This window comes from Ruminococcus flavefaciens MA2007, assembly GCF_000621845.1.
GTDB lineage: Bacteria > Bacillota > Clostridia > Oscillospirales > Ruminococcaceae > Ruminococcus > Ruminococcus flavefaciens_E.
Window position 1 is genome coordinate 14,749 of the sequence record NZ_JHXF01000021.1, and the last position, 23,323, is coordinate 38,071.

At 45.3% G+C, this 23,323-nt stretch carries 24 protein-coding genes; 14 read left to right on the forward strand and 10 right to left on the reverse strand.

Going from position 1 to position 23,323, the window contains the following annotated elements; genetic code table 11:
• Window position 1: 1 nt before the first annotated feature.
• Genes T497_RS0109930 through thyX form a run of 3 tightly spaced genes read right to left on the reverse strand, consistent with a single transcriptional unit; the run spans window position 2 to window position 2,225 of the window.
• Window positions 2-544 (reverse strand): DJ-1 family glyoxalase III, encoded by a 543-nt coding sequence (locus T497_RS0109930; protein ID WP_028515478.1) that lies wholly within the window; start codon window positions 542-544, stop codon window positions 2-4.
• A gap of 16 nt (window positions 545-560) precedes the next feature.
• A complete protein-coding gene (locus T497_RS0109935) occupies window positions 561-1,448 on the reverse strand; it encodes a DUF2156 domain-containing protein (protein ID WP_028515479.1) in 888 nt (295 codons plus the stop codon).
• Window positions 1,449-2,225 (reverse strand): FAD-dependent thymidylate synthase, encoded by a 777-nt coding sequence (gene thyX, locus T497_RS0109940; RefSeq protein ID WP_028515480.1) that lies wholly within the window; start codon window positions 2,223-2,225, stop codon window positions 1,449-1,451. It abuts the gene before it with no gap.
• Between the two features lie 221 nt (window positions 2,226-2,446).
• On the opposite strand from thyX, the gene T497_RS0109945 reads away from it, so the two are divergent.
• Window positions 2,447-3,709, forward strand: a complete 1,263-nt coding sequence (locus tag T497_RS0109945) for a hypothetical protein (protein WP_028515481.1) — start codon at window positions 2,447-2,449, stop codon at window positions 3,707-3,709.
• A gap of 33 nt (window positions 3,710-3,742) precedes the next feature.
• On the opposite strand, the gene T497_RS0109950 is transcribed toward T497_RS0109945, so the two are convergent.
• The 5 genes from T497_RS0109950 to sigK form a co-directional block, all read right to left on the reverse strand.
• Window positions 3,743-4,702 carry an ATP-binding protein gene (locus tag T497_RS0109950; RefSeq protein ID WP_028515482.1) on the reverse strand — a complete coding sequence of 320 codons (960 nt, stop codon included), beginning with the start codon at window positions 4,700-4,702 and terminating at the stop codon, window positions 3,743-3,745.
• A gap of 12 nt (window positions 4,703-4,714) precedes the next feature.
• Window positions 4,715-5,695 carry a DnaD domain protein gene (locus T497_RS0109955; RefSeq protein ID WP_028515483.1) on the reverse strand — a complete coding sequence of 327 codons (981 nt, stop codon included), beginning with the start codon at window positions 5,693-5,695 and terminating at the stop codon, window positions 4,715-4,717.
• Between the two features lie 81 nt (window positions 5,696-5,776).
• On the reverse strand, window positions 5,777-6,220 hold the full coding sequence (locus tag T497_RS0109960; RefSeq protein WP_028515484.1) for an HD domain-containing protein: 444 nt from the start codon (window positions 6,218-6,220) through the stop codon (window positions 5,777-5,779).
• Window positions 6,217-7,128 carry an NAD-dependent epimerase/dehydratase family protein gene (locus tag T497_RS16525; protein WP_037324859.1) on the reverse strand — a complete coding sequence of 304 codons (912 nt, stop codon included), beginning with the start codon at window positions 7,126-7,128 and terminating at the stop codon, window positions 6,217-6,219. The genes T497_RS0109960 and T497_RS16525 overlap by 4 nt, the downstream gene beginning before the upstream one ends.
• A gap of 89 nt (window positions 7,129-7,217) precedes the next feature.
• Window positions 7,218-7,901, reverse strand: a complete 684-nt coding sequence (gene sigK, locus T497_RS0109970; RefSeq protein WP_028515485.1) for an RNA polymerase sporulation sigma factor SigK — start codon at window positions 7,899-7,901, stop codon at window positions 7,218-7,220.
• A 236-nt stretch (window positions 7,902-8,137) separates the two neighbouring features.
• Between sigK and rpe the strand changes: the two genes are divergently transcribed.
• The 11 genes from rpe (at window position 8,138) to pfkA (ending at window position 20,461) form a co-directional block, all read left to right on the forward strand.
• On the forward strand, window positions 8,138-8,797 hold the full coding sequence (gene rpe / locus T497_RS0109975) for a ribulose-phosphate 3-epimerase (RefSeq protein ID WP_028515486.1): 660 nt from the start codon (window positions 8,138-8,140) through the stop codon (window positions 8,795-8,797).
• The gene (locus T497_RS0109980; RefSeq protein WP_028515487.1) at window positions 8,791-9,774 is read left to right on the forward strand and encodes an RnfABCDGE type electron transport complex subunit D; all 984 of its coding nucleotides are present in this window, start codon (window positions 8,791-8,793) and stop codon (window positions 9,772-9,774) included. The genes rpe and T497_RS0109980 overlap by 7 nt, the downstream gene beginning before the upstream one ends.
• A complete protein-coding gene (locus T497_RS0109985) occupies window positions 9,767-10,399 on the forward strand; it encodes an Rnf-Nqr domain containing protein (RefSeq protein WP_028515488.1) in 633 nt (210 codons plus the stop codon). The genes T497_RS0109980 and T497_RS0109985 overlap by 8 nt, the downstream gene beginning before the upstream one ends.
• Window positions 10,383-10,955 carry an Rnf-Nqr domain containing protein gene (locus T497_RS0109990; protein ID WP_028515489.1) on the forward strand — a complete coding sequence of 191 codons (573 nt, stop codon included), beginning with the start codon at window positions 10,383-10,385 and terminating at the stop codon, window positions 10,953-10,955. The genes T497_RS0109985 and T497_RS0109990 overlap by 17 nt, the downstream gene beginning before the upstream one ends.
• 34 nt (window positions 10,956-10,989) lie before the next feature.
• A complete protein-coding gene (locus tag T497_RS0109995; protein WP_028515490.1) occupies window positions 10,990-12,192 on the forward strand; it encodes a putative glycoside hydrolase in 1,203 nt (400 codons plus the stop codon).
• 40 nt (window positions 12,193-12,232) lie between these two features.
• A complete protein-coding gene (gene hprK, locus T497_RS0110000; protein ID WP_028515491.1) occupies window positions 12,233-13,192 on the forward strand; it encodes an HPr(Ser) kinase/phosphatase in 960 nt (319 codons plus the stop codon).
• Between the two features lie 41 nt (window positions 13,193-13,233).
• On the forward strand, window positions 13,234-14,136 hold the full coding sequence (gene murB / locus T497_RS0110005) for a UDP-N-acetylmuramate dehydrogenase (RefSeq protein ID WP_037324860.1): 903 nt from the start codon (window positions 13,234-13,236) through the stop codon (window positions 14,134-14,136).
• 26 nt (window positions 14,137-14,162) lie between these two features.
• Complete coding sequence (gene rapZ, locus T497_RS0110010; protein WP_028515493.1) at window positions 14,163-15,035, forward strand: RNase adapter RapZ; 873 nt, start codon at window positions 14,163-14,165, stop codon at window positions 15,033-15,035.
• A 17-nt stretch (window positions 15,036-15,052) separates the two neighbouring features.
• Window positions 15,053-15,961: a DNA-binding protein WhiA gene (whiA, locus tag T497_RS0110015; protein ID WP_028515494.1), complete on the forward strand. Its 909-nt coding sequence runs from the start codon at window positions 15,053-15,055 to the stop codon at window positions 15,959-15,961.
• Window positions 15,951-19,358: a DNA polymerase III subunit alpha gene (locus T497_RS0110020; RefSeq protein ID WP_028515495.1), complete on the forward strand. Its 3,408-nt coding sequence runs from the start codon at window positions 15,951-15,953 to the stop codon at window positions 19,356-19,358. The genes whiA and T497_RS0110020 overlap by 11 nt, the downstream gene beginning before the upstream one ends.
• A gap of 140 nt (window positions 19,359-19,498) precedes the next feature.
• Window positions 19,499-20,461: a 6-phosphofructokinase gene (pfkA, locus tag T497_RS0110025; protein WP_028515496.1), complete on the forward strand. Its 963-nt coding sequence runs from the start codon at window positions 19,499-19,501 to the stop codon at window positions 20,459-20,461.
• Window positions 20,462-20,504: 43 nt separating this feature from the next.
• On the opposite strand, the gene T497_RS0110030 is transcribed toward pfkA, so the two are convergent.
• Window positions 20,505-21,422 (reverse strand): S1 RNA-binding domain-containing protein, encoded by a 918-nt coding sequence (locus tag T497_RS0110030; protein WP_028515497.1) that lies wholly within the window; start codon window positions 21,420-21,422, stop codon window positions 20,505-20,507.
• Window positions 21,423-21,483: 61 nt separating this feature from the next.
• On the reverse strand, window positions 21,484-21,840 hold the full coding sequence (locus tag T497_RS0110035; protein ID WP_028515498.1) for a hypothetical protein: 357 nt from the start codon (window positions 21,838-21,840) through the stop codon (window positions 21,484-21,486).
• Between the two features lie 171 nt (window positions 21,841-22,011).
• Here T497_RS0110035 and T497_RS0110040 point away from each other — a divergent pair, with 171 nt between their 5' ends.
• Together T497_RS0110040 and prfA are read left to right on the forward strand one after the other, a co-directional pair.
• A complete protein-coding gene (locus T497_RS0110040) occupies window positions 22,012-22,200 on the forward strand; it encodes a DUF951 domain-containing protein (RefSeq protein WP_028515499.1) in 189 nt (62 codons plus the stop codon).
• A 49-nt stretch (window positions 22,201-22,249) separates the two neighbouring features.
• A complete protein-coding gene (gene prfA, locus T497_RS0110045) occupies window positions 22,250-23,323 on the forward strand; it encodes a peptide chain release factor 1 (protein WP_028515500.1) in 1,074 nt (357 codons plus the stop codon).

A 23,323-nucleotide genomic window follows, 5' to 3' on the forward strand; every position in this document is an offset into this window, starting at 1 on the left:
ATCAATCACATAAGATAGCATTACGCTGTCGTCGGCTTTCTTCCTTTGAATGAACTTTTTCCACAAGCTTCAGACCGAAATCAACGGCTACTCCCGCACCTCTTGCGGTGATGAAGATACCGTCCTCGGCAACACCGCTGTTTCCGATGTTTGCGCCGTCGAGCTGAGTCTCAAAGCCCTCATAGCAAACGGCTGTCTTGCCGCGGAGAAGTCCCTTGTGTCCGAGAATAGACGGAGCAGCGCAGATAGCGCCGATGTATTTATTATTAGCTGCGCAGTAGTCGATAGCTGCCTGAACGTACTCTGACTTTTCAAGGTTGAGAGTACCGGGCATACCGCCGGGGAGAACTATCATTTCAAGCTCGTCGGAGAGCTTGGCTTCCTGAGCAATGGTATCTGTAACAACAGGGATACCGTGTGAGCCGGTGATGATGTTATCGCCCACGCCGACAGTAATTACCTGCTTGCCTGCGCGTCTGAGAAGATCAATGGGTGCGATTGCTTCGGTCTCTTCAAAACCGTTTGCGAGAAAAACGTAGATCATGATCTGTTTCCTTTCATTAAAATGTAACAGTATATTTTTTGAGGAGAAATGCAGGGTGATAGGACTGCTTCGACCTGCGAAGTCCCTCAAGCCCCAAATCTTCCTCTCTGTTGATATATTTATAGCCGGCAGCGGCAGCCCTTGCGAAGCTGTTGTTGATACCGACGTATATTCCGTTGTATTGGGTATCTGCCTTTTCGATGTGAACGCAGAATGTTTCGTTGTTGAGCTTTTCGCCTATGGTGAACGCAGCCACATTGCCGCCTATGCGGATTACTCCGCCTGTAAGTCCAAGCTCATTAAAGTAATTGAAGTAGGTGTTTATTGCAAACTGCTCGGCAATAAAGGAATGGTCTGAAATATCCGTCTTGTTATTGTACTCAACTGCACTGAATGTTATGCAGTCGTCAAAGTCCTTTTCAGTCATTATTGAGAACTCAGCCCCAAGCTCGTTGAAGCGGGCGAGATGATTGCGCTTGCTGTGGTACTTTCTGCCAGACAGCTCAATAAGGTCGGCTGAATTGTAGATGTAGTCCCAGTCGCCCTCGTCCGTATCCACGGTAAAACTATCAGGGAACAGTTCGTTCAGCATTTCAAGTGAATTATCAGTCACACCTGCAACTCTCAGAGGCTTACCCAGAGAATAGGCGTACTCTTTCATAGCGCCCATGACTTCAATATAGCTGCCCTCGCCCGAGGGTAGAAAGAACCGCGGTATACCGTCCTCGGTAGTAAAAGAACAGCAGATGTAGAAATCCTTGTAAAAGGCTATCTGTGAATCAGCAAGCCGCCGCCACGCCATATTATTGGCAAAGCTGTACTCGCAGCCCATGAACTGCGATTTGCTGAGCGCTTTTGTTATGCGCTCCTTATCGGTTATATCAATAACTCTGAATTCGAGCATTTACTTATCATTTCTCTTCATTGCAGCGAAGTATTCCTTTACTTCGTTTATTTTTCCACAGGTCATCTTGCCCTCGGGACATTTACCCTCAGCCACACAGGAAGGACCTGCATGGGAGAAGATATGGGGAGCGACCTCCATGCACTGACGGAGCATTTCGTTTGCAACAGCTCTTATCTCCCACTGTGCTCGGTTGCAGCAGCGGTGACGGAAGAAGTTGAACAGCGAGCGGACGTTCATAGTAACGACTATCTTGGTCTCGCAGGCGTTAGGCAGAATAAAACGTGCGTCCTCGTTAGCCATTTTTGAAGCCTTTGAACGGGCAGTCTTTTCGTCCATGCCCTGTGCAATGAATTCTGCGGTATGCTTTTCTGTAAGGATATTGGCAAGCTTTTCATAGCTCTCGGTTATCTCGGCGATAACTCTGTCGTACTCTGCCTTAGCCTCGGGTATTTCCTCGATAGCAGGGGGAGTGATGAACTCAAAGCCGTTCTCGTTTACATATCGCTGGCTTTTCTGAGAGTAGGAAGCTATACGGTGTCTTACAAGCTGATGTGAACAGGCTCTTGATATGCCCTCGACACCAAAAGTAAAGCTTACGTGCTCCATTACACTTTCGTGACCGATAGAAACGAGCATATCAAGAAAGCTTTCGATCTTCTCCTCGGTAAGTCCGTCACGGAGAGATTCAATGTCGCTGCTTGAATAGCATAGCTTGGCAGCTGTGGCAATAAGCTTTTCAGCGTCAGGAGTATGTGATAAGAGTTTGACGTTCAATACAGACACCTTCCTTTATAATAAAGCATATACATCTATTGTAACATTTATCTGTAATTAAGTCAAGGAAATAACGCGAATTTTAATTAATGTAATTTATTTAATAAGTGGATTTGGTGATAAAACGGAAAAAATTTTCGTTTTACTATGGACAAATCGAAAAAAATGTTGTATAATTAAACAGTATCTGGAATCTACAATTATATCGGAGGAATATACAGATGAATAAGTTTAATAAGTTTGCGGCAGCAGCTGCTGCATTTGCGCTTGCTGCGGCTTCAACTTCATGTGGCGCACCCGAGGCTATCACTATTGGAAAGGGTACGCAGACAGCGCTTACCGTTGACGGATATGATGTCCCCGCAGGCGTATTTATCTATAACGAGCTTTATGCATACAATCAGGCATCATATGAGCTTTACGGTACACTTGGCAAGATGCCTACTGTAGACGAGGTAAAGAACCATCAGTTTGAATCTCTTGACGCTACAGACTGGATACAGGACAAGGCTACCGAGTCATGCGTTGATTTCGTCGCAAACGAAAGAGAGTTTGAAAAGATCGGCGGAGCTCTTACAAAGGAAGAGCTTGCTGAGATAAAGGAATTCGTTTCTTCAAACAGCGCACAGGCTATGTTTACCGAAAACGGTGTAGGTGAGGACTCGCTTACAAAGATAATGACAAACAACTATAAGCGCGAGGCTATTTTCAAGCATTACTATGGTCTTGATTCCGAAAAGGGCTGCTCTGAGGACGAGCTCAAGCAGTATTATCAGGACAAGACAACAAGAGTAAAATATTTTTCTGTTTCTATGGTCGATGATAACGGCGATGCATTCGGTGCTGACGAGAAGCGCCGTCTCAATAACATGATAGATGATTATGTTGATGAGATAAACGCGGAGAGCTCCAACAGCGCAAAGCTCAAGAAGATCGACGAGTGCGAGAAGGAATATAACGAGTATGTTGAAAAGCGTACTGCTGAGGCTGCTGCAAAGGCTGCACAGGAGGCAGGCGAGACAACTACTACTACCACAACTACAACAGCCGCAGGTACAACAACTACTACAACAACTGATCCCTACGCAAACGAAGTTACTGTCACAAAGCGAACAACAACTACTGTTGATCCTAATGCTGTAAGTGCTGTAACTACAACAACTGCTTCTGCCGAGGCTGCCGCTTCACAGAAGGCGTTTGAGGATTACAACGATTATATTTTCGAGAAGCTCGGCTTATACAAGGCTGAGAAGTATCAGTACGATGAGAACACAGTATACGTCATCATCAAGGCTGATATCAAGGATAGAATGAATTCTGCCGACCTCTGGACTGAAAATACTATCCAGTCACTGCTCAGCGAGCGTTACTATGAAGATTTCGAGAATATGATGAAGGGTATCGCCAAGGGCTATACTTCCGAGAAGAACAGCTCCGCGTACAGAAAGTTCACACCATTCAGTCTCAAGCTTGAAGACAAGTAAAAATGATAAAGGCTGCCGAAAAGGCAGCCTTTTTTATGTGTTGTTTCTTTTTTGAAGTCTTACGTCCTTGCCTCTGAATTCAAGGCAGGTGTACATGGATACTATTCTTGACATTACACGTCTGTCATACCTTTGGGCAATGCCTTCAAGATCGAGGTTTGTGCTGATGATAGAAGGTTTGCCGCAGTTAAGACGGGTATTGATTATGTTGTATATAGTAGCGGTGTAGAATGGAGTTACATATTCCGTACCCAGATCATCGAGGATAAGCAGGTCGGTGTTCATTACGAGGTCGATCATTTCCGAGGAGTATTCACGGTTGAAGTGTTCCTTTTCGATACTTCGGAGAATATTTATAGCCGAGTCATAAATGACGCTGTATCCCTTTTTCAGTACAACATTTGCGATAGCAAGCGAAAGGTGAGTTTTTCCCAGACCTGTTTCGCCGAACATCAGTATGCTTTTTGACTGATTATTGAAAGTTTCTGCGTATTGCTTTGTAAACTCAAGGATATTCTTCATTGTCATGTAGTTTTCCCCTGAGTAGTATATGAGGTCGAAGCTGTCAAAATCCGACAGCTTTAACTGAGAGCTCTTATTGAGCTCGTCCGCAGCAAGCTTTCCGCACAGTGTCTTGAAGCACTCGCAATATTTGCTGCCGTTATAGCCGCGGTCACAGCATACAGGGCAGGTGTAGTGCATATCGAGATAATCCTCGGGGTAGCCATGCTCTGCAAGAATTTTTCTTGACATAGCCTGAGCGCCGAGGTTGTACTGCCTGAGCTGTTCGACCTTTTCGGAAATATCCTGTCCTTTTCCGTTTGAGATAATAGAGATAAGCTGCTTTCCTGTATTGAAAAGAACGTCGTTTATCTCTCTTATCTGCGGAATTTTTTTATTTATCTCATCGATACGCGCTTCATTCTCACTTTCAGCTCTTTTGCGGCGGTTAGTGAGGATAGACTGCGCCTTATCGAAAATTTCGCTGTCCATTTATGTTTCTCCTTAATAAAGAAATTTATTGATAACGGATTTGTATTCTTCAATATCTGTAGAATTGCTGCCGTTTGATGAAGAATTCTTTTTCTTTTTGTAGTCGATCTCGGCGTTCTGAACGTCCTTAACTGAAATAAAGCCGCTGTCTCTCCACGAAAGGAGAATCTTGTTTATGTAATCGAAATTCAGCTTATCTATGCGCTCAATGGTCTTTTCATAGGCGTAGCGTATGAGCTCGACGGGAAAGCCTGCATTTTTCCACTGCTGTATAAGCTCAGCCTGCTTAGTTGTGGGACGGCGCGTCATTTCAAACGCACGCATTATACCAGAAATATAGTCTCTTGATGCGCTCATGCGCTGTATCTCGTCCTGTGCAGCAGCCATAGTGTTTATATCGTTTTCAGCCCATACAGAGGCTATTTTTTCAACATAGGCAGTATTGGTCTTTTCAATAGAAGCGCAGTAAGATATGAGAGTGATAATGACCTCTTTTTTCAGTCCTAAGTGGTCGTACATCCAGATAATAGAGTTCATCTGGCTGTTTTTCAGACCTCCGAGAATGCTTTCTGTTATCTTGAACAGCTCCCTGATATCCTGAGAATCAGCCATAATTGCAGCTATCTCCTGACCGCTGAGGTTTGTTTTATGGTCTGGAGCAGGCTCTGCCGATTTCTGAACAGCAGGTGCGGTAGCTTCAACACTCTGAGAAGGCTGTGCCATTAAAGAGGGAACAGGAGCAGGTGCGCCGCTTGTCTGCGGACTGAGAACATTTGCCTGCTGCCAGAAAAGAACCGCTTCCTCGGCTTCTTCGGGCGAAACTCCTGTGTTTGCGGAAATATCTTCTGTGGAACACATTTTTCCTGAATATCTGAGCAGATACAGCAGGACCTTTATCTGTCCGCCTGTAGCCAATTTGAGAAAATTATCGGCAACTATAACGGGGACTCCGAACATAGCTCCCCATATGCCGCAATTGACCTTAAATTCCAAGAAAGACACCTCCGAAAAAATACTGCAAGGGAAATTATAACATATTATTTTTGAAATTGCAACTGACAAAAATCAACAATTTCAGTCTGCTTCTGTCAGTATCTTTTCTGCCTCTGCGTATTTCTGCATACGCTCAATAGTTTTGTCGCTTATACGCTTTTTGATATCGGTGATACGGCTGATATCGGAGTTGTGGTGCAGGTCGGCAAGCTTGACAGTCTTGGCGACTCTGTTTCTCTTTACAGCGCGGATATAGTCGAAATAGTCCACATTATCGCTGTGAGTAAGGAGCTTTACAGCTTCGGTGACCTCAGAGGGGAACTCCTTTTCAAGGTCTTCGATAGTAACATCGGTGTCCTCGACAACATCGTGTAGCAGAGCAGCACATACAGTAAATTCGTCGGTCATCTGCTCGGCTAAGTGATACGGGTGGAAGATGTAGGGGATACCGCTCTTGTCCAACTGTCCCTGATGAGCGTTGTATGCGATATCCATTGCTTTGCAGGTAAGTTTTGTGTAGATCATGGCTTTTCCTTTCTGAGTTCTCTGTCGATAAACACTTTTAACGGCTTGCGGACTATGGAATTTCGGTTATTTCTGAACCATTCGTATGACTGCCTGAGCGAGTCTTCAAGGGGAGTGAGCCTATTAATCAGAGCGTTCATTGCTTTGACATCAAGAACGTACTCATAGTCATAGAACGGGAAGTAGCTTCTCTGTGGGATATCATCGGTAACGTATTCAAAACGGGGAGTCCTGCCCACGACACGATAGCACAGCTCTGCCCATTCTCTCACTGTTACGGGAGTTTCGTACCCGACGTTCAGAATATGCTGTTCGGGTTTCTGTTGCAGGATAGCTTCAATTACGCGGCAAAGGTCGCCGATGTGGAAGAATTGAAGCTTCATTTCGCCATGCTTCGGGAGATAAAACTCCCTGTCCTGTTCAGCACATTCATACACAAAGGCTTCACGGTGCAGATTATTCATAGGACCGCATAAGTAGGGCGGACGAAGCACATATGCTTCGGGAACACGGCTGAAAAGAGAATTTTCAGCGGATATCTTATCGGTTCCGTATTTGCCCCAGATACTATTTTCGCCGCATTTGTCAGTCTCTTTGAACGGCTGTGGGAGAGTTTCCGGATAAACGGCACTGGAGCTGATGAAAATATAGCTGTCAAAGCTGTCCAGACCATCGAGCAGATCGTTTACATCGTCTGCATTGTAGGCTGTTACGTCTACAACAGCGTCGAAATGCCTGCCGCGGAGCTTATTACTAAGATCGTGCCTGTCTGCTATGATAGGTGTGACGCCTGTGGGCTGCGGACGGCTTCCGCGGTTGAGAACAAATACATTATGCCCGTTTTTAGCAAAATATTCGGCAGTATATCTGCTGGCGAAGACGGTTCCTCCTGTGACAAGGATATCCAAGCTTATTGCTCCTTTCTAAAATATGAATCAATTATATCATAAAAATACGGAAAAAGCAACAATCGGAGCTAATAATCTCGCGTTTCAATTCAAAAAGCAGCATTATCAAACATTTTTTTCAGCTTGCCGATAGCTTTTTTCTCGATCCTTGAAACATAAGAGCGTGAGATGCCCATTTTTACGGCAGTTTCGTTCTGTGTATGTGGCTTGCTGCCGTAAAGTCCGTAGCGGTAAACGATGATATCAAGCTCCCGCTTGTCGAGACATTCCGTAAGAAAGCTGTAGAGCTGACGTGAGCGGATAAGAATATCCACCTGCTCATGGATATCTACTCCGTCGTCGATAAGGTCCATGAGCGTGAGAGCGTTTCCGTCTTTGTCAGTCTCAATAGGCTCATTGATGTAAACGTCGCCTGCGGATTTTTTTGCTGCACGAAACTGCATAAGTATCTCATTTTCAATACACCTGCTGGCATAGGTGGCGAATTTTGCTCCTTTGGAGTTGTCAAAGGAGGATACGGCTTTGATAAGTCCCACAGTTCCTACGGAGATAAGTTCGTCCTGTTCGTCAGCTCCCGAAGCGTATTTCTTTACGATATGGGCTACAAGCCGCAAATTATGCTCGATAAGTCTGTTCCTCGCGGAGCTGTCGCCCTTGGACATAAGCTCGAAGCACTCATTTTCTTCTTTTTTTGAAAGCGGCTTGGGGAATATGGCAGAACTTTCGATATGCAGGGCAAAAAAGAAAAGATTCCGCAGCAATTCAATAAACATAGTACATCACCTCATTATCTCTGATAGAAAATGATATGAAGAAAAGCATGGACAATATAAAAAATAAATGTATTTAACATTGGCGCATATAGATATGTTTTTATAAAAATAAAATAAAAAACAATTTATCTGTATTGACGTTGAGCGATAAATATTATATAATAATAGTGTATGGATTTTTTAAGAAAAGTTTTTGTCTGATATTTCAGACCAGTTACATCGGAAGAAGTGATAAATTGAAAAATTATGTTTCAGCTTCTGTGTTGAGCGCAGATATGCTTGAACTTGGCAAAGAGATAAAAAAGCTTGAGGATAACGGGATAGATATGCTCCATTTCGACGTTATGGACGGTATATTTGTTCCGAATATAACCTTTGGCATACCCGTGCTTCAGCAGGTGAGAAAGGTCACTGACATCACCCTTGACGTTCACCTTATGATAGCCGATCCTTTGAAATACGTTAAGCGTTTTGCAGACAGCGGCGCTGATTTGATATCCTTTCACATCGAAAGCGACAGCGATACCCTTGAAACTATCAAGGCTATAAAAGAATGCGGAGTAAAGCCTGCTCTTGCTATAAAACCTGCAACTCCTGCGGAAAGCGTTTTTGAGTATCTGCCTTACCTTGATATGGTACTTGTGATGACAGTTGAGCCGGGCTTCGGCGGTCAGAGCTTTATTACCGAGACAGTCGACAAGATACGCGCAGTCCGTCAGAAGATAACCGAACTGGGACTTGACGTCAATGTTGAAGTCGACGGCGGCATAAACGGCGTAACATCAGGAACAGTACGGGAAGCAGGGGCTAATGTGCTTGTTTCGGGCAGCTATCTCTTTGCTGCCGGGAATATGGCTAAGGCTGCACAGTCTCTGAAGGAAGATATGCCATGCTGAAAAAAGCGAGAAAAGAACGCCTGATATGGCTTGATATAATGCTTACGCTCCTTACTCTGGAGCTGATGTCCTATTTCTATTACGGAATGCGTTCTGTTGTTCTTGCAGGAGTATGTGTGGCTGTTTCGGCTGCGGCGGAGTTCATATCTCTGCGCATGATGAATAAGAAATTCACTGCCGATGACCTTACCTGTACCTCTGACGCGCTGATACTTGCGCTGATGTTTCCTGTGGTTATGGACTACAAGGTTGCGGCGCTCGCAGTGCTTTTTGCGATCATTGTTGCTAAAAACGTCTTTGGCGGCAGGATAAACATGATATTTTCACCTGCGGCGGCAGGATATATATTCGTGCTGACCTCATGGGGACGACAGCTTCTTCAGTATACCGAGCCGTACACCAAAACAGGTATATTCGACCACCCGACTTCACTTGTTAAGTCAGCTTCATACATTTTCAATACAACGAGAGTTTTCTCTCATACGGATTTTGAGCTTTTGCTGGGCAATTTCAGCGGTCCGTCGGGCTCTGTAAGCGTTCTGCTCCTTTGCGTTGCGGCAGTAGTGCTTATGATGAGAAGAAGTATTTCCGCAGGCGCTTTTATCGGAACTGTTTTCGGTACAGGCTTCTTTGCGGTTGTAACTCCCGTGCTCAGTTCAAGAGCAGCTTCGCTTAAATATTCTTTGGTACTGAATATGGTGCTGTTTTCGGCTATATATATAGTTTCAGATGTAAGAATTGCTCCTAAGCGCAATTATTATGCGTTTTTCTACGGACTTTTCATCGGCGTCATTTCCTATGTGCTTGTAGCTACAGGAGTTAAGGAAAACGCTATAATCATCGTATCTGTGCTGTTTACGCCTATCGCTCTCGGCTTCAAGAATCTTGAAAAGAAGATAGAGATAGCCGAAAAGGAGCATATCGAGGCTGTAACAGCTGCAAATGCCGACGGAGAGGAGGCTGCTGCACATGAATAATAACAAAAAGCAGCTTCTCGGAGGTATTCTCGGCGATAATATCGTCCTTTCGGGGCTTATGGTGATATCTCCCGTAATAATCTGCGGAGATACGCTAAAAAACGCCGAAGCTCTCGTCTATGCTTTTACGGCAATAACCTTTCTTTCGGTGATAATCTCTTCATTTGTGCCGAGGAAACTGCCTTATACCGTAAAAGTAATACTCTATGCGCTTATATCTGCTCTGGTTTTTATCCCTGTAGAGCTTGCTACACAGGAGTTTTTCCCGGGAGTCATTCAGCGAATAGGGATATATTTCCCTCTGCTTGCGGTAAATTCACTTATAGTTTTTCAGACTGAGGCAAAATTTTTCCGCATGAAAAGGCTTGATATGATAATATCCCTTGTTTTCTGCATAATCGGCTTTGACGCCGTAATGCTCATAACGGGAGTTCTCCGTGAGCTTTTCGCCTACGGTACGATAAATAACCGTATAGTGGATATAAACACACTGATAAGCGGACTTTCACAGCCATTCGGAGGATTTGTCTTCCTTGGACTTATGTGCGGAGCATATAGGTTTATCCGTGGGCTTGTCTCGAAAAATAACGAAGTAAGGAGTAATGCTGATGTTTCTGATAGATGAACTTATAGCTCTCCTTGCTGCTAATCTTATATTATCGCAGGCGCTTGGAACAAGTACGATGTTCATAGCGGCTGACAGCAAGAAGAATATGCTTGCGACCTCATGTGTTATCACTGTTTTTACTACACTGAGCTCTGCGGCGGCATATTTTATCGACAGCATACTCCCCTCATCTGTGTCTGAACTGAGACTGCTTCTGTATACGGCAGTCATCGGTGTGCTGTATATAATCATGCTTACTGCGTCTTATTTTGTCGGGAAGAACTGGTTTGCGGATTTCCGTAAGTATATCCATGTATCTGCATTCAACTGTGCGGTAATGGGTACGCTTTTCACTATAAGCGGCAGAGCCGCAGAGAACAGCTCGGCATTTGATCTGGGTTGGTATATCTCGTCTGGCTTTGAAGCAGGCATAGGCTTTATCGTGGCGGCACTGATCCTTGCTGCTGCATATCGTAAGCTCAATTCGGCAAAGGTACCTGCGTCGTTCAGGGGGTTCCCTGCAATGCTCGTTTACCTCGGGATCATTTCAATGGCAGTATATTCGCTTAAATAAAAGGAATATACTGATACTATAGGAGAGTTATTAAATGAAGTTCAAAAACAAAGGAAGAAAGATCTACAAGACCAAGGAGAAGAATTACTACGGCAAAAGCCCTGTGGGAAAGGCTTTTTCTGTCGGTCTTACTGTTCTTCTGATAGGCGGTATAGGCTTTATTGGCTACAGCGTTGCCGAGCCGCTTATAAATTACTCTAAGAAAAAGGGCGACAATACAGAAAGTTCTGTTGCAGAGGCGGCTACCGAGGAGCTTACCGATGAAAACGGCGAGACAGTTACCGAGAATAATGCCCCTGATGTTCCGCTTCCTGTAAATGCGGAAAAATACAGAGCATATTCACTTACTACCAATGATCTTATAGGTACCGACACCTTAAAGGACGCATTGAAAAGAGTTCCTGCAGGTGAAAATATCGAGTACGTAGAGGTGCCTCTCAAGGTAGGCGGCGGAGAAGTTTACTATGCTTCCAACAATTATTACGTTACCTCGGCTGGTCTGATACGTTCATATATCAGGCTGAAGGATATAGTTTCCACTATAACCGACGCAGGCTATAAGCCTGTTGCCTGTGTAAGCACCTTCAACGATAATACACTGCCTAACTACTTCCGCGATATGAGCTATCTCTGTGTTGATGACGGCTCTCAGTGGATAGATAACACTGTTGAAGCAGGCGGCAAGCCATGGATGAATCCGTTCTCTGAAACAGCGGTAAGCTATAACAGCGATATCGTTGAGGAGATATCATCGGCAGGCTTCGACAAGGTAGTGTGCTATGACTTTATCTTCCCTGATTTCCGCCCTTCGGACGCTGAATATCTCGGAACAGAGGTCACAGGACCTGACAGATACATGGCTCTTACCTCGGCTGCAAATCTTATGTATGATAAGATAATGCACAATGGAGCAACTATGCTTCTTGAAGTCAACGCAGCTGATCTTCTCAGAGGCAAGGACGACGTTTTACAGCCCATGCTTCTCAAAGTAAATACAGTTGTTCTCAATATAGACGTTGACGCTATAAGCTACGGAGTATACACAGGCGAAACTGTGTATGAGTTTAACGGTACTCCTGCTGAAAACGTAAAGAAAATGCTTGATCTTGTGAGCGATGACGTTGAGGATTTCAACGTTGCTGTGCGTGTTTCTGGCGTTACGGCAAGCACACAGGACCTGCTCGATGCAAAGGACGAAATAGTCGAATACGGTTTCGATTCATATGTACTCGGCTAAAAAATAACTCCCGACGGAACGTCGGAGAATGGAGTTTATCATGGCAGAAAATTTCAAGGTCTCGCTTCAGCGCTTGATTGATGAATTCAAGCTGGAAAACATTTACGCGCCAAAGGATCCCAATGAGATAATGATCGATGAGAACGATGTAAACCGCCCCGGCTTGCAGCTCATGGGCTTCTATGAGTATTTCAATCCCGAGCGTATCCAGATAATCGGAAAAATGGAGTTCGCTTATCTTTCCACTATTGATGAAAAGACCAGAAGAGAGCGTTTACAGCGCCTTTTCTCGCAGCGCATACCAGCTCTCATAATCACAAGAGAGCTCCCGTACTTCCCCGAAATGCTGGAGCTTGCCACTGAGTTCGAGGTACCGCTTCTCAGAAGCAAGGAAAGCACATCTAACTTCATTGCAGGACTTATTGCGTTCCTCAATCTTACACTTGCTCCGAGAATCACACGTCACGGTGTTCTCATAGAGATATACGGTGAAGGTGTGTTCATTACAGGTGAGAGCGGCGTAGGTAAGAGCGAGACAGCGATCGAGCTCGTAAAGCGTGGTCACAGACTTGTTGCCGACGACGCTGTTGAGATAAGAAAGGTCTCAAACATTAGCCTTGTGGGAAGCTCGCCTGACAATATCCGTCATTTCCTGGAGCTCCGCGGTATCGGTATCATCAACGCAAGACGACTCTTCGGTATCGGTGCTGTTAAGATGACCGAGAAGATAGACCTTGTTGTTGAGCTGGAGCAGTGGAACTCTGAAAAGATATATGACCGTATGGGTGTAGACACCGAGTTCGTAAATATTCTCGGCGTGAAGATCCCGTCTCTTACTATTCCTGTAAAGCCGGGACGTAACCTTGCGGTAATACTTGAAGTTGCTGCTATGAACAACAGACAGAAGAAAATGGGCTATAATGCAGCCCGAGAGCTTCTGAACAGACTTGGTATGGAATCCGATCCCAAGGAAGTTGTGCGTGATTATGACGCATTCTGATGATCTCACTACATAATTGAAAGATTCAGGGGGAAACTACTTTGGATATCAATGAACTGACAAAACTATGCGATAAGCTCGGGTGCAGGATAACTCCCGAGGCTGCGCTTAAAGAATATATAACATTCAGATTCGGCGGCCCGTGCAGAGCTCTTATAAATATAAATTCTGCCGATTCTGCCGCTGAACTGATAAAATACATGAAGCAAAATAATATCAAATACGGTATCCTCGGCAGAGGCAGCAATGTTATTGCTTCTGATGAGGGCTTTGACGGTGTGATACTTCATTTCGGCAGCGATTTTTCCGAGATAGAAGCCGACGGAAATACTATCCGCTGTGATGCGGGAGCACTTCTTGCTTCTGTCTGTGTCCGTGCTCAGCAGCTCGGACTTACAGGCATGGAGAACCTTTTCGGTATCCCCGGTACTGTAGGCGGTGCGCTTTACATGAATGCAGGCGCTTACGGCAGCGAAATGAAAGACGTTGTTGTCTCGGCTGAATATATCGACGAGGACTGCACCATAAAGACAATAAAAAGTGAGGATATGGAGCTTGCCTATCGAAGAAGCTTTTTCTCGGGCTCTGACAGAGTCATAACATCTGTTACTATGGAGCTCAAAGCAGGAGACGCCGATGAGATAAAGGCGGCAATGTCCGAATGTATGGCAAAGAGAAGCTCCAAGCAGCCGCTTGACTATCCAAGTGCAGGAAGTACCTTCAAGCGTCCCGAGGGAAGCTATGCTTCACTGCTCATCGATCAGTGCGGACTGAAAGGTCTGACCTGCGGCGGTGCTATGGTTAGCGAAAAGCACAGCGGCTTTGTGATAAATAAAGGCTATGCGACCTGCGCAGACGTTTTGGAGCTCTGCGAAAAGGTCAAAAAGGTAGTAAAGGAGAAAACAGGATTTCAGCTTGAGCTCGAACCTGTTATCCTCAGCTGACCTTTAAAGTAATTAAGGAGAGAATTATGCAGTTACTGATAGTAACGGGTATGTCAGGCTCGGGTAAATCAAGTGTTATGGACGTAATGGAGGATATCGGCTTTTATTGTATAGATAATATCCCTCCAAAGCTGATAACACAGTTCGTTGACCTGTGCAGGCAATCCGAAACTGATATCAATAAAATAGCCGTTGCGGTAGATATCCGTACAGGCGATATGTTTGCGGAGATATACCGCTCGTGGCTTGAACTGAAGCGTCAGCCCGATGTTGATGTTAAGGTGTTGTTTGTTGAAGCAACTCACGACGTACTGCTGAAGCGTTATAAGGAAACACGCCGCAAGCACCCGCTGTCGGATAAGTTCAATGGAAGTATTCACGAAGCAATTAATTTTGAGTGGACTCAGCTTTCACAGCTTCGCGAGATAGCCGACTATTACATAGAGACATCTAACTTTACCACCTCACAGCTAAAGGAGCAGGTAAAGTCCATATTCCTTGAAAAGAGCTCAGATTCGCTCATAATCAAGGTGATGTCCTTTGGCTTCAAGTACGGTGTATCAACTGAGGCAGACTTAGTATTTGACGTAAGATGTCTGCCTAATCCGTTTTATATCGAGGAGCTTCGCAATCATACAGGCTGTGACAGTTGTGTAAGGGACTATGTTATGAGCTTTGAACAGTCGAAAACTCTATTTGACAAGCTCAAAGACCTTATCGACTATCTTATTCCGCTTTATGTACAGGAGGGCAAGAGCCAGCTTGTTATAGCCTTTGGCTGTACAGGCGGAAAGCACCGCTCCATAACTTTTGCCGAGCTTATGGCTGACCACCTTATTGATAAGGATTATAAGGTACAGAAGTACCACCGCGATATAACAAAAGATAAAAAATTCTGAGCAGGGAGTGAGTTGAAATATCCTTCTCAAATGATGTAAGGCAGGAGATATGCTCATCTGTAAACGATAAAGACAGGCGGTTTGCCTGCCTTTACGGTATGCTGCTGTTTTGCAGAACGCTCAATCGTGAGCATATCTGCTTTCAGAGCGAGAGCAGAATCTCCGCCGAGCTTTTTTGCAGTCTTTTTGAAGCTGTTTTCCGCAAGAAGCTGAGCGTAACAGAACACCTCAGAAAAAACGGTGTCGTTCTATGCTCTTGCGACACGGACAGCGAGACTGCACAGGAAGTATTTCAGAAATACCGTCTTGCGGATAATGCAAGACTTATTGATTCCGAGATTATTGCCACAAATAGTCTCGGAGTTTTTACAGCAGGAGTATTTCTTGCCTGCGGTAGTGTGAACGATCCGAACAAGGAATATCATCTTGAATTTGCCTGCCCCGAGGAGCAGCTTGCTGTACAGCTTGCAACGCTTCTCGGCGACATAGGCGTTACCGCAAAAACGGTTGTCCGCAGGGGACAGCATATAGTCTATATCAAGGGCAGTGAGTCCATAGAGGACACGCTGACCTTTATCGGTGCGTCCCAGTGTACTCTTGAACTTATGAACACCAAGATTTACAAGGATATCCGCAACAAGGCCAACAGGATAGCAAACTGCGACGCCGCAAATATCGACAAGGTAGTCAAAGCGGCTATGAAGCAGATAGATGATATCAAGCTCATCGACCATGCTGTAGGACTTGATACGCTGTCAGACGAGCTTCGTGAGGTAGCACAGCTCCGACTTGATAATATCGATATGAGCTTACAGGAGATAGGTGAGACTCTCAGTGAGCCCATTAGCCGTTCGGGTGTAAATCACCGCTTCAAGAAGCTTGCTAAGCTTGCAGACGAGATACGCGGAGGTTCGTATGAGAAGTGACGAATTTGTAAATCTTCATGTCCATACCGAGTACAGCCTACTTGACGGCGCCTGCCGTATAAAAGAGCTTATAGCGCGTATCAAAGAGCTCGGTCAGACCGCTGTCGCCATAACAGACCACGGAAATATGTACGGCGCTGTAGAGTTCTGGAATGCCGCAAAAGCCGAGGGCGTAAAGCCCGTTATCGGCTGTGAGGTCTACGTTGCAAGGCGTACACGCCATGACCGTGAGCCTAAGCTTGACGCTTCGTCCTATCATCTCATACTTCTCTGCGAGAACAACGAGGGCTACAGAAATCTTGTAAAGCTTGTATCTCTGGCAAGCATTGAGGGCTTTTACAATAAGCCACGTGTTGATCTGGAGCTCCTGAAAAAATATCACAGCGGACTTATCTGTATGTCAGCCTGTCTTGCAGGCGAGATACCGAGACTTCTTGTCGACGGTCACTATGACGAGGCAAAGGCAGTTGCTTTGAAATACCGTGATATCTTCGGCGATGGTAATTACTTCATCGAGATACAGAATCACGGTATAAAAGAAGAACTGAAAATTCTCCCGCTTCTTTATAAGCTTTCGTCAGAAACGGGTATCCCTCTTGCGGCTACAAACGACTGCCACTATATAGAAAAAAAGGACGCCGAAATGCAGAACGTCCTTCTTTGCATACAAACGGGAAAAACTCTCAGCGATCCTAACGCTATGCGTTTTGAGACCGAGGAGTTCTACGTTAAGTCAGCAGATGAAATGGCAGCTCTTTTCAAGGGACACGAGGAAGCTGTCAGCAATACCGCTCTTATTGCAGAGCGCTGTAATGTTGAATTCGAGTTTGGCAATATAAAGCTCCCGAAGTTCACTATCGAGGGCGTTGATGATAACAAGGCGTATTTCCGAGAGCTCTGCCGAAAAGGCATGATAGAGCGATACGGCGAGGATCCTCCGAAAAAAGTTGTTGAGCGCATGGAATATGAGCTTGACGTTATCACAAAAATGGGCTATACGGACTACTATCTGATAGTCTGGGACTTCATTCGCTATGCCCGTGAGCATAATGTCCCTGTAGGTCCGGGGCGAGGTTCGGGAGCAGGCAGTCTTTGCGCCTATTGTATCGGTATCACAGGAATTGATCCTATCAAGTTCAATCTGCTCTTTGAGCGTTTCCTCAATCCCGAAAGAGTAAGTATGCCCGACTTTGATATCGACTTCTGTATCGAGGGACGTCAGAGCGTCAAGGACTACGTTGTACGCAGATACGGTGCGGATTATGTTTCAGAGATAATCGCATTCGATACGCTGAAAGCCCGTGCGGCAGTCCGCGATGTGGGACGAGTTCTCGGTATATCCTATCAGCTCTGCGACAGAGCCGCAAAGGAGATAGATCCGCGGGCTACACTTAGTCAGGCTATGAAGGAGTCCGATGAGCTCAGCGGACTTTATCATTCCGACAGAGATATGCGCAGGTGTATCGACCTTGCAAAAAAGCTTGAGGGAATGCCGCGCCACGCTTCAACTCATGCGGCAGGCGTTGTAATATCCGCAGTACCTCTAAGCGACCTTGTGCCGCTCCAGAAAAACGACGATACAGTAGTTACTCAGTACACTATGGGAGTCCTTGAATCACTGGGGCTTTTGAAAATGGATTTTCTCGGACTGCGCAATCTTACAATTATAAGAGACACGGTCAACGAGATACACAAGACGGAGCCTGATTTCGATATCAGTGCAATACCCGTTGACGATAAAGCAGTATATGAAATGATGACGAGGGGCGATACAGAGGGCGTTTTTCAGTTTGAAAGCGAGGGCATGACTGCCCGTGTTATGGAGCTTGCTCCCGAGCGCCTTGAAGACCTTATCGTTATAATCTCACTTTACCGTCCGGGACCTATGAAGTCCATACCTGTATATATCGAAAACAAGAAGCACCCAGAAAGCGTCACCTACAAGCATCCGCTTCTGAAAGACATACTTGCCGATACCTACGGCTGTATGGTATATCAGGAGCAGGTAATGGAGATTTGCCGAAAGCTTGCAGGCTATTCTTACGGACACGCAGATATAGTCCGCAGAGCTATGGCAAAAAAGAAGCACGACGTAATGCTGAAAGAGCGTGAGAGCTTTGTAAGGGGAGCGGCTGATAATGGAGTTTCGGAAGATATTGCAAACTCCGTATTCGACGAAATGGTAAGCTTTGCTTCATACGCTTTCAATAAATCCCATGCGGCGGCATACGCCTATCTTGCGTATCAGACGGCATATCTGAAGTGCCACTATCGTGGTATTTACATGGCGGCGCTGATGTCCAGCGTTATGGGACAAAGTGACAAGCTTGCTGAGTATATCAATTCCTGCAAGGAAAACGGAATAGAGATTCTGAGCCCTGATATAAATAAGAGCAATAAGGGCTTCACATATGTTGGCGGTAAGATGTATTTCGGTCTGCTTGCAATAAAAAATGCAGGAAGCGGACTAGCGGACAAGATAATCTCAGAGCGTACAAAAAACGGCGCTTTCACAGGCTTGCAGGATTTCTGTGAGCGAGTCGAGGGCAGGGAGCTTAACAAAAAAGCTCTTGAAAATCTTATAAAGTCAGGAGCCTTTGACGGTCTGGGACATAACCGCAGACAAATGCTTGAAAGCTATGACGAAATACTGGACATGACAGGAGCAGGTACAAGGGGAGTAATAGAGGGACAGCTCAACTTCCTCGAGGGTACGGACACCTCAGAGATGAATGTCCGTATTCCGTATAAGCAGGAGTATGACACGAAACAGCTTCTTGCAATGGAAAAAGAAGCCACGGGAATGTATCTCAGCGGTCACCCTTTGTCGCCCTATTACTGGATAGGCGAGCTTATGCACGTCCGCAGGATAGGCGATATCCTCACAGACAGCACTGTAAAGGACGGCACGTCTGTAAAGCTTCTGTGCTGCGTTGAGAGCGCAAAGCTCCATGTTACCAAAAACGGTGACAAGATGAGCTTCGCTGTCTTTTCAGACGAAACAGGGGAGATAGAGGGAGTTGTATTCCCCGACCTGTTTATGGTAAGCGGCGGCAAGCTTGTCCCTGACGGTATAGTTATTGTTAGCGGTAAAATATCCGTCAAGGACGACAGACTTACAGTGATATGCGGAGCAATAACCGCTGATACAGAGCTTGAACGTTTGATATCCACTATGAAGCTCTGCATAAAAACGACTTCGTCAGAAGCCGCTTTTACAAAGGGATTTATTGACCTCTGCACTCAGAACAGCGGAACTACAGCAATATGTCTGTATCTTGGGGATATGAAAAAAACTGTTATTCCGAGGACAAAACTCAGCGTAAAGGTCACAAAGGAGTTCTGCGAAGAGCTGAAAAAGCACTATGCTCCCTCTCAAATCGGGCTTATACAGTGATTTTTGAGATGAAAGCGGAAAAAATACGGAATACACTTGACATTTTTTCCACAAAGTAGTAAAATATAAGAGTATGGAATTACGCCGCAGTTTCCCTGCGGGTTAAACAATATATGCCAAGTGCAGAATGGAGAATATGTATGATCAAGAAAATTGGTGTTTTAACAAGCGGCGGTGACGCTCCCGGAATGAATGCCGCTGTAAGAGCTGTTGTAAGATCTGCTCTTGCCAAGGGCATGGAGGTCTATGGTATCCGCAGAGGTTATGTCGGACTTCTCAACGGTGATATCATCAAGATGGACGAGAGAAGCGTTTCCGATATTATACACAGAGGCGGTACAGTTCTTTATACTGCAAGATGTCCTGAATTCAGAACAGCAGAGGGCGTTGCAAAGGGTAAGGCTAAGCTTGACGAGCTCGGTATCGAGGGACTTGTAGTTATCGGCGGTGACGGTTCATTCAGAGGTGCAGCTGATCTTTCTGCACAGGGATTCCTTTGCATTGGTATTCCCGGTACTATCGACAATGATATTGCCTGCACAGATTACACTATCGGATTTGATACAGCTATGAACACAGCTATGGAGCTTGTTGACAAGCTTCGTGATACATCTCAGTCCCACGACAGAATCTCAGTTGTTGAGGTAATGGGAAGAGGCGCAGGTCATATCGCTGTTAATACAGGTATTGCCTGCGGAGCAACAGATATCATCACAAAGGAAGTTCCTTACGATATAAACGCTATCGCAAACACAATGCTGGCTAAGAAGGCAAAGGGCAAGCAGAACTTTGTTGTTATCGTAGCAGAGAGCATCGGTCACTCAGACGAGATCGCAAATCTGCTCCACGAAAAGACAGGCATCGAAGCAAGATCAACTATCCTCGGTCACGTACAGAGAGGCGGCTCTCCTACAGTAAGAGACAGAGTTGAAGCTACTAGAATGGGCTACTATGCTGTTGAGCTCCTTGAGCAGGGCGTTGGCAACCGTGTTATCGGTATCAAGGACAGCAAGCTTGTTGACTATGATATCCAGGAAGCACTTGCTATGCACAAGGATTATGACGAGAAGCTCCACCACATCGCTGAGGAGATCGCATACTAAGAATAATATTAATGCACCTGTGAAAACAGGTGCATTTTTTATGTCAGAAGCTCGTTGAGATATTTTTATCGGAGTTTTCAGTCGAATACTTCCAATGATCAATGTGATCCGAGTTTATGAAATATTCAATTTCCTTTGGCGGAGCATATTCACCGCAAATGTCTACGATTATAAGCTTTACCTTCATTTTTTCTGGTATTATAGCCTTTATGTAGACGCTGACGCTTTGCCCTACGGATATGCCTTCCTTTGATTCGGCAAGTCCTGCAAGATTGGGTGTAAGCTCAACAAAAACTCCATAGTTCTCAATAGAGCGCACTACACCGGGAACGGTTTCTCCTGCCTTGAATTTTTCGGCATTTTCTTCCCATGTTCCGAGAAGCTCCTTATGAGTGAGGAATATCCTGCCGTTTTCAACGCTCTTGACAACTACTTTTATAAGCTGTCCTGCTCTGAATCTGTCTGTTGGGTGTGATATCCGCGACACCGACATAGTATCTATAGGCACAAGAGAGGGGATACCGCAGCCTATATCGACGAAGCTGCCGAATTTTTCCATGTGTGATATCCTTGCGTCGATTATATCTCCCGATTCAAGCTTTGATACGAAGTTTTTTTCACATTCTTTCTGTGCTGCTTTTCGTGAGAGCTTAGCTTCAAGCTCTCCGTTTTCTGTAAGCTCAAGCTCTGTGACTTTAAAGCATACTATTTTATTTACGCGTGATATAAGAGCTATATCACGCGTCCTACCCTCTGCGATTCCAATAGCGCCCTCCTCACGGGAGATAATGCCCCTTGCGCAGGGCAGCTCCACTATAAGGTCGTGAGAGCCTGTACAAAGTATTGCTTTAGCTTCAAGGATAATGCCTTTTTCCATAGCCTCTGCCAACCCCTCAGCCGAGGATATATATCTTTGATTTGACGGTGAATCGTATAAGCAGCCTTCTGGTCTAAATTCCATGTTTTTACCTCCGTTATAATAACTTTGTAGTCAATCATATGCGGCTGCTCAGATTTATATGCTACTGTGCAAAGCGTATATTAAGTCCGCCCAAAGCGTTGAGCACCGAGATAACATTATCCACAGCAGCACTGCCGCAGACGATACAGGCTGTTGTTTTACGATTCCGTGCAGGCTCGGGTATGATATCCTTTGAAGCAGGGGACTCCATAACGGCTGTTAGGAAGTTCGTATGGGTATTAGAATATGTTGGTATTACAGTAAAAGTGGAGCTTCGCCCAAGTCTTGCAGAGCGCTCGGCTATCCTGTTGTACATCATTTTTGCTGAATAAACATAGTCCACACTTTCACGCACACGTTTGAGAGCGAACTCAGCAAGCTCGGGAGTTTCAAATTCGGCAGTTACTCTTGATATCATAAAAAAGTTCCTTTCTATTTTTTGTATGGGTTCAATATGAATAATTGGGAGTTTTTATTATTTTTCACCAAAATGAAAAAAATATACCCGTAAAATATTGATTTGAGAGGAGTTTTAGGGTATAATAAAAATGTTCGATTTTTTCTATTTACGCGAGAGGGGGATAATGTCTTGGATATCAGACCGGGTGATGTACTTACAATGAAGAAGAACCACCCCTGCGGCGGCAGCGAAATGTTCGTGATACGTGCAGGAATGGATTTCAGATTAAGATGTGTCAAGTGCGCAAGAGAATTTATGGTCGCCCGCAATAAGATTGAAAAGAGTATCCGAAGCGTAAAACACGCCGATGAGGGTTAGCGTAGTGCAACATTTATTGTAATATTTTTAGCATTAAGGAGAATACTGAATGTTTGAAAAGCTTGCATTAATGGAGCAGAAATACGAAGAAATAAGCGCTAAGCTCTCTGAACCTGATGTTATCAGTGATAATAAGCTGTATACCCAGCTTATGAAGGAGTTCAAGAACATGACTCCTATCATTGAGAAATACAGGGAATACAAAAAGGCACAGGCAGCCTTTGATGAGGCGAAGGAGCTTCTTGACGCAGGAGGTCTCGATAAGGACTTCAAGGAAATGGCTCAGGCTGAGTATGATGAGTCCAGAGAGAAAATGGAGACCTGCACACAGGAGCTCAAGGTCCTTCTTTTACCGAAGGATCCCAATGACGACAAGAGCGTTATCATAGAGATAAGAGGCGGCGCAGGCGGCGAGGAGGCTTCGCTGTTTGCAAATTCCCTCTATCGTATGTATACAATGTACGCAGAGACTATGGGCTGGAAGCAGGAGGTGCTCAGCGCCAATCCCACTGAGCTTGGCGGTTTCAAGGAGATAAGTTTCTCCATTGAGGGCGACGGAGCTTACTCACGCCTTAAATATGAAAGCGGAGTCCACCGCGTACAGCGCGTTCCCGAAACAGAATCACAGGGACGCATCCACACCTCGACAGTTACCGTGGCAGTTCTCGTCGAAGCAGACGAGGTAGAGCTTGAAATAAATCCCACGGATCTGAAAATAGACTATTTCCGCGCAAGCGGTGCAGGCGGACAGCATATAAATAAAACAGAGTCCGCTGTAAGAATAACTTATCTCCCCACGAACACCGTGGTGGAGTGTCAGGACGAAAGAAGCCAGCATAAGAACAAAGATAAAGCAATGAAAATTCTGCGTTCACGTATTTACGAGGCTATGCAGGAGGAGCAAGACGCAAAGATCGCTTCGGAGAGAAAAATGCAGGTCGGAACAGGAGACCGCTCCGAAAGGATCAGAACATACAATTATCCGCAGGGACGTCTTACGGATCACCGTATAGGTCTGACTATTTACAGACTGGAAGACATTCTCAACGGAAATCTTGATGAAGTGTTTGATGCGCTTGCGACTGCCGATCAGGCTGCCAAGCTCGCAAGTCAGGAAGCGTAG

Excerpts from the sequence above, each read along its gene's own strand:
- T497_RS0109980 (WP_028515487.1), top strand. The coding sequence starts at position 8,791 with ATGCTGAAAAAAGCGAGAAAAGAACGCCTGATATGGCTTGATATAATG.
- T497_RS0110030 (WP_028515497.1), bottom strand. The coding sequence starts at position 21,422 with ATGGAATTTAGACCAGAAGGCTGCTTATACGATTCACCGTCAAATCAA.
- T497_RS0109960 (WP_028515484.1), bottom strand. The coding sequence starts at position 6,220 with ATGATCTACACAAAACTTACCTGCAAAGCAATGGATATCGCATACAAC.
- T497_RS0109990 (WP_028515489.1), top strand. The coding sequence starts at position 10,383 with ATGTTTCTGATAGATGAACTTATAGCTCTCCTTGCTGCTAATCTTATA.
- T497_RS0109935 (WP_028515479.1), bottom strand. The coding sequence starts at position 1,448 with ATGCTCGAATTCAGAGTTATTGATATAACCGATAAGGAGCGCATAACA.
- hprK (WP_028515491.1), top strand. The coding sequence starts at position 12,233 with ATGGCAGAAAATTTCAAGGTCTCGCTTCAGCGCTTGATTGATGAATTC.
- sigK (WP_028515485.1), bottom strand. The coding sequence starts at position 7,901 with ATGTTTATTGAATTGCTGCGGAATCTTTTCTTTTTTGCCCTGCATATC.
- rapZ (WP_028515493.1), top strand. The coding sequence starts at position 14,163 with ATGCAGTTACTGATAGTAACGGGTATGTCAGGCTCGGGTAAATCAAGT.
- pfkA (WP_028515496.1), top strand. The coding sequence starts at position 19,499 with ATGATCAAGAAAATTGGTGTTTTAACAAGCGGCGGTGACGCTCCCGGA.
- T497_RS0109930 (WP_028515478.1), bottom strand. The coding sequence starts at position 544 with ATGATCTACGTTTTTCTCGCAAACGGTTTTGAAGAGACCGAAGCAATC.
- T497_RS0109985 (WP_028515488.1), top strand. The coding sequence starts at position 9,767 with ATGAATAATAACAAAAAGCAGCTTCTCGGAGGTATTCTCGGCGATAAT.
- prfA (WP_028515500.1), top strand. The coding sequence starts at position 22,250 with ATGTTTGAAAAGCTTGCATTAATGGAGCAGAAATACGAAGAAATAAGC.
- T497_RS0110020 (WP_028515495.1), top strand. The coding sequence starts at position 15,951 with ATGAGAAGTGACGAATTTGTAAATCTTCATGTCCATACCGAGTACAGC.
- T497_RS0109950 (WP_028515482.1), bottom strand. The coding sequence starts at position 4,702 with ATGGACAGCGAAATTTTCGATAAGGCGCAGTCTATCCTCACTAACCGC.
- T497_RS0109995 (WP_028515490.1), top strand. The coding sequence starts at position 10,990 with ATGAAGTTCAAAAACAAAGGAAGAAAGATCTACAAGACCAAGGAGAAG.
- T497_RS0109945 (WP_028515481.1), top strand. The coding sequence starts at position 2,447 with ATGAATAAGTTTAATAAGTTTGCGGCAGCAGCTGCTGCATTTGCGCTT.
- T497_RS0110035 (WP_028515498.1), bottom strand. The coding sequence starts at position 21,840 with ATGATATCAAGAGTAACTGCCGAATTTGAAACTCCCGAGCTTGCTGAG.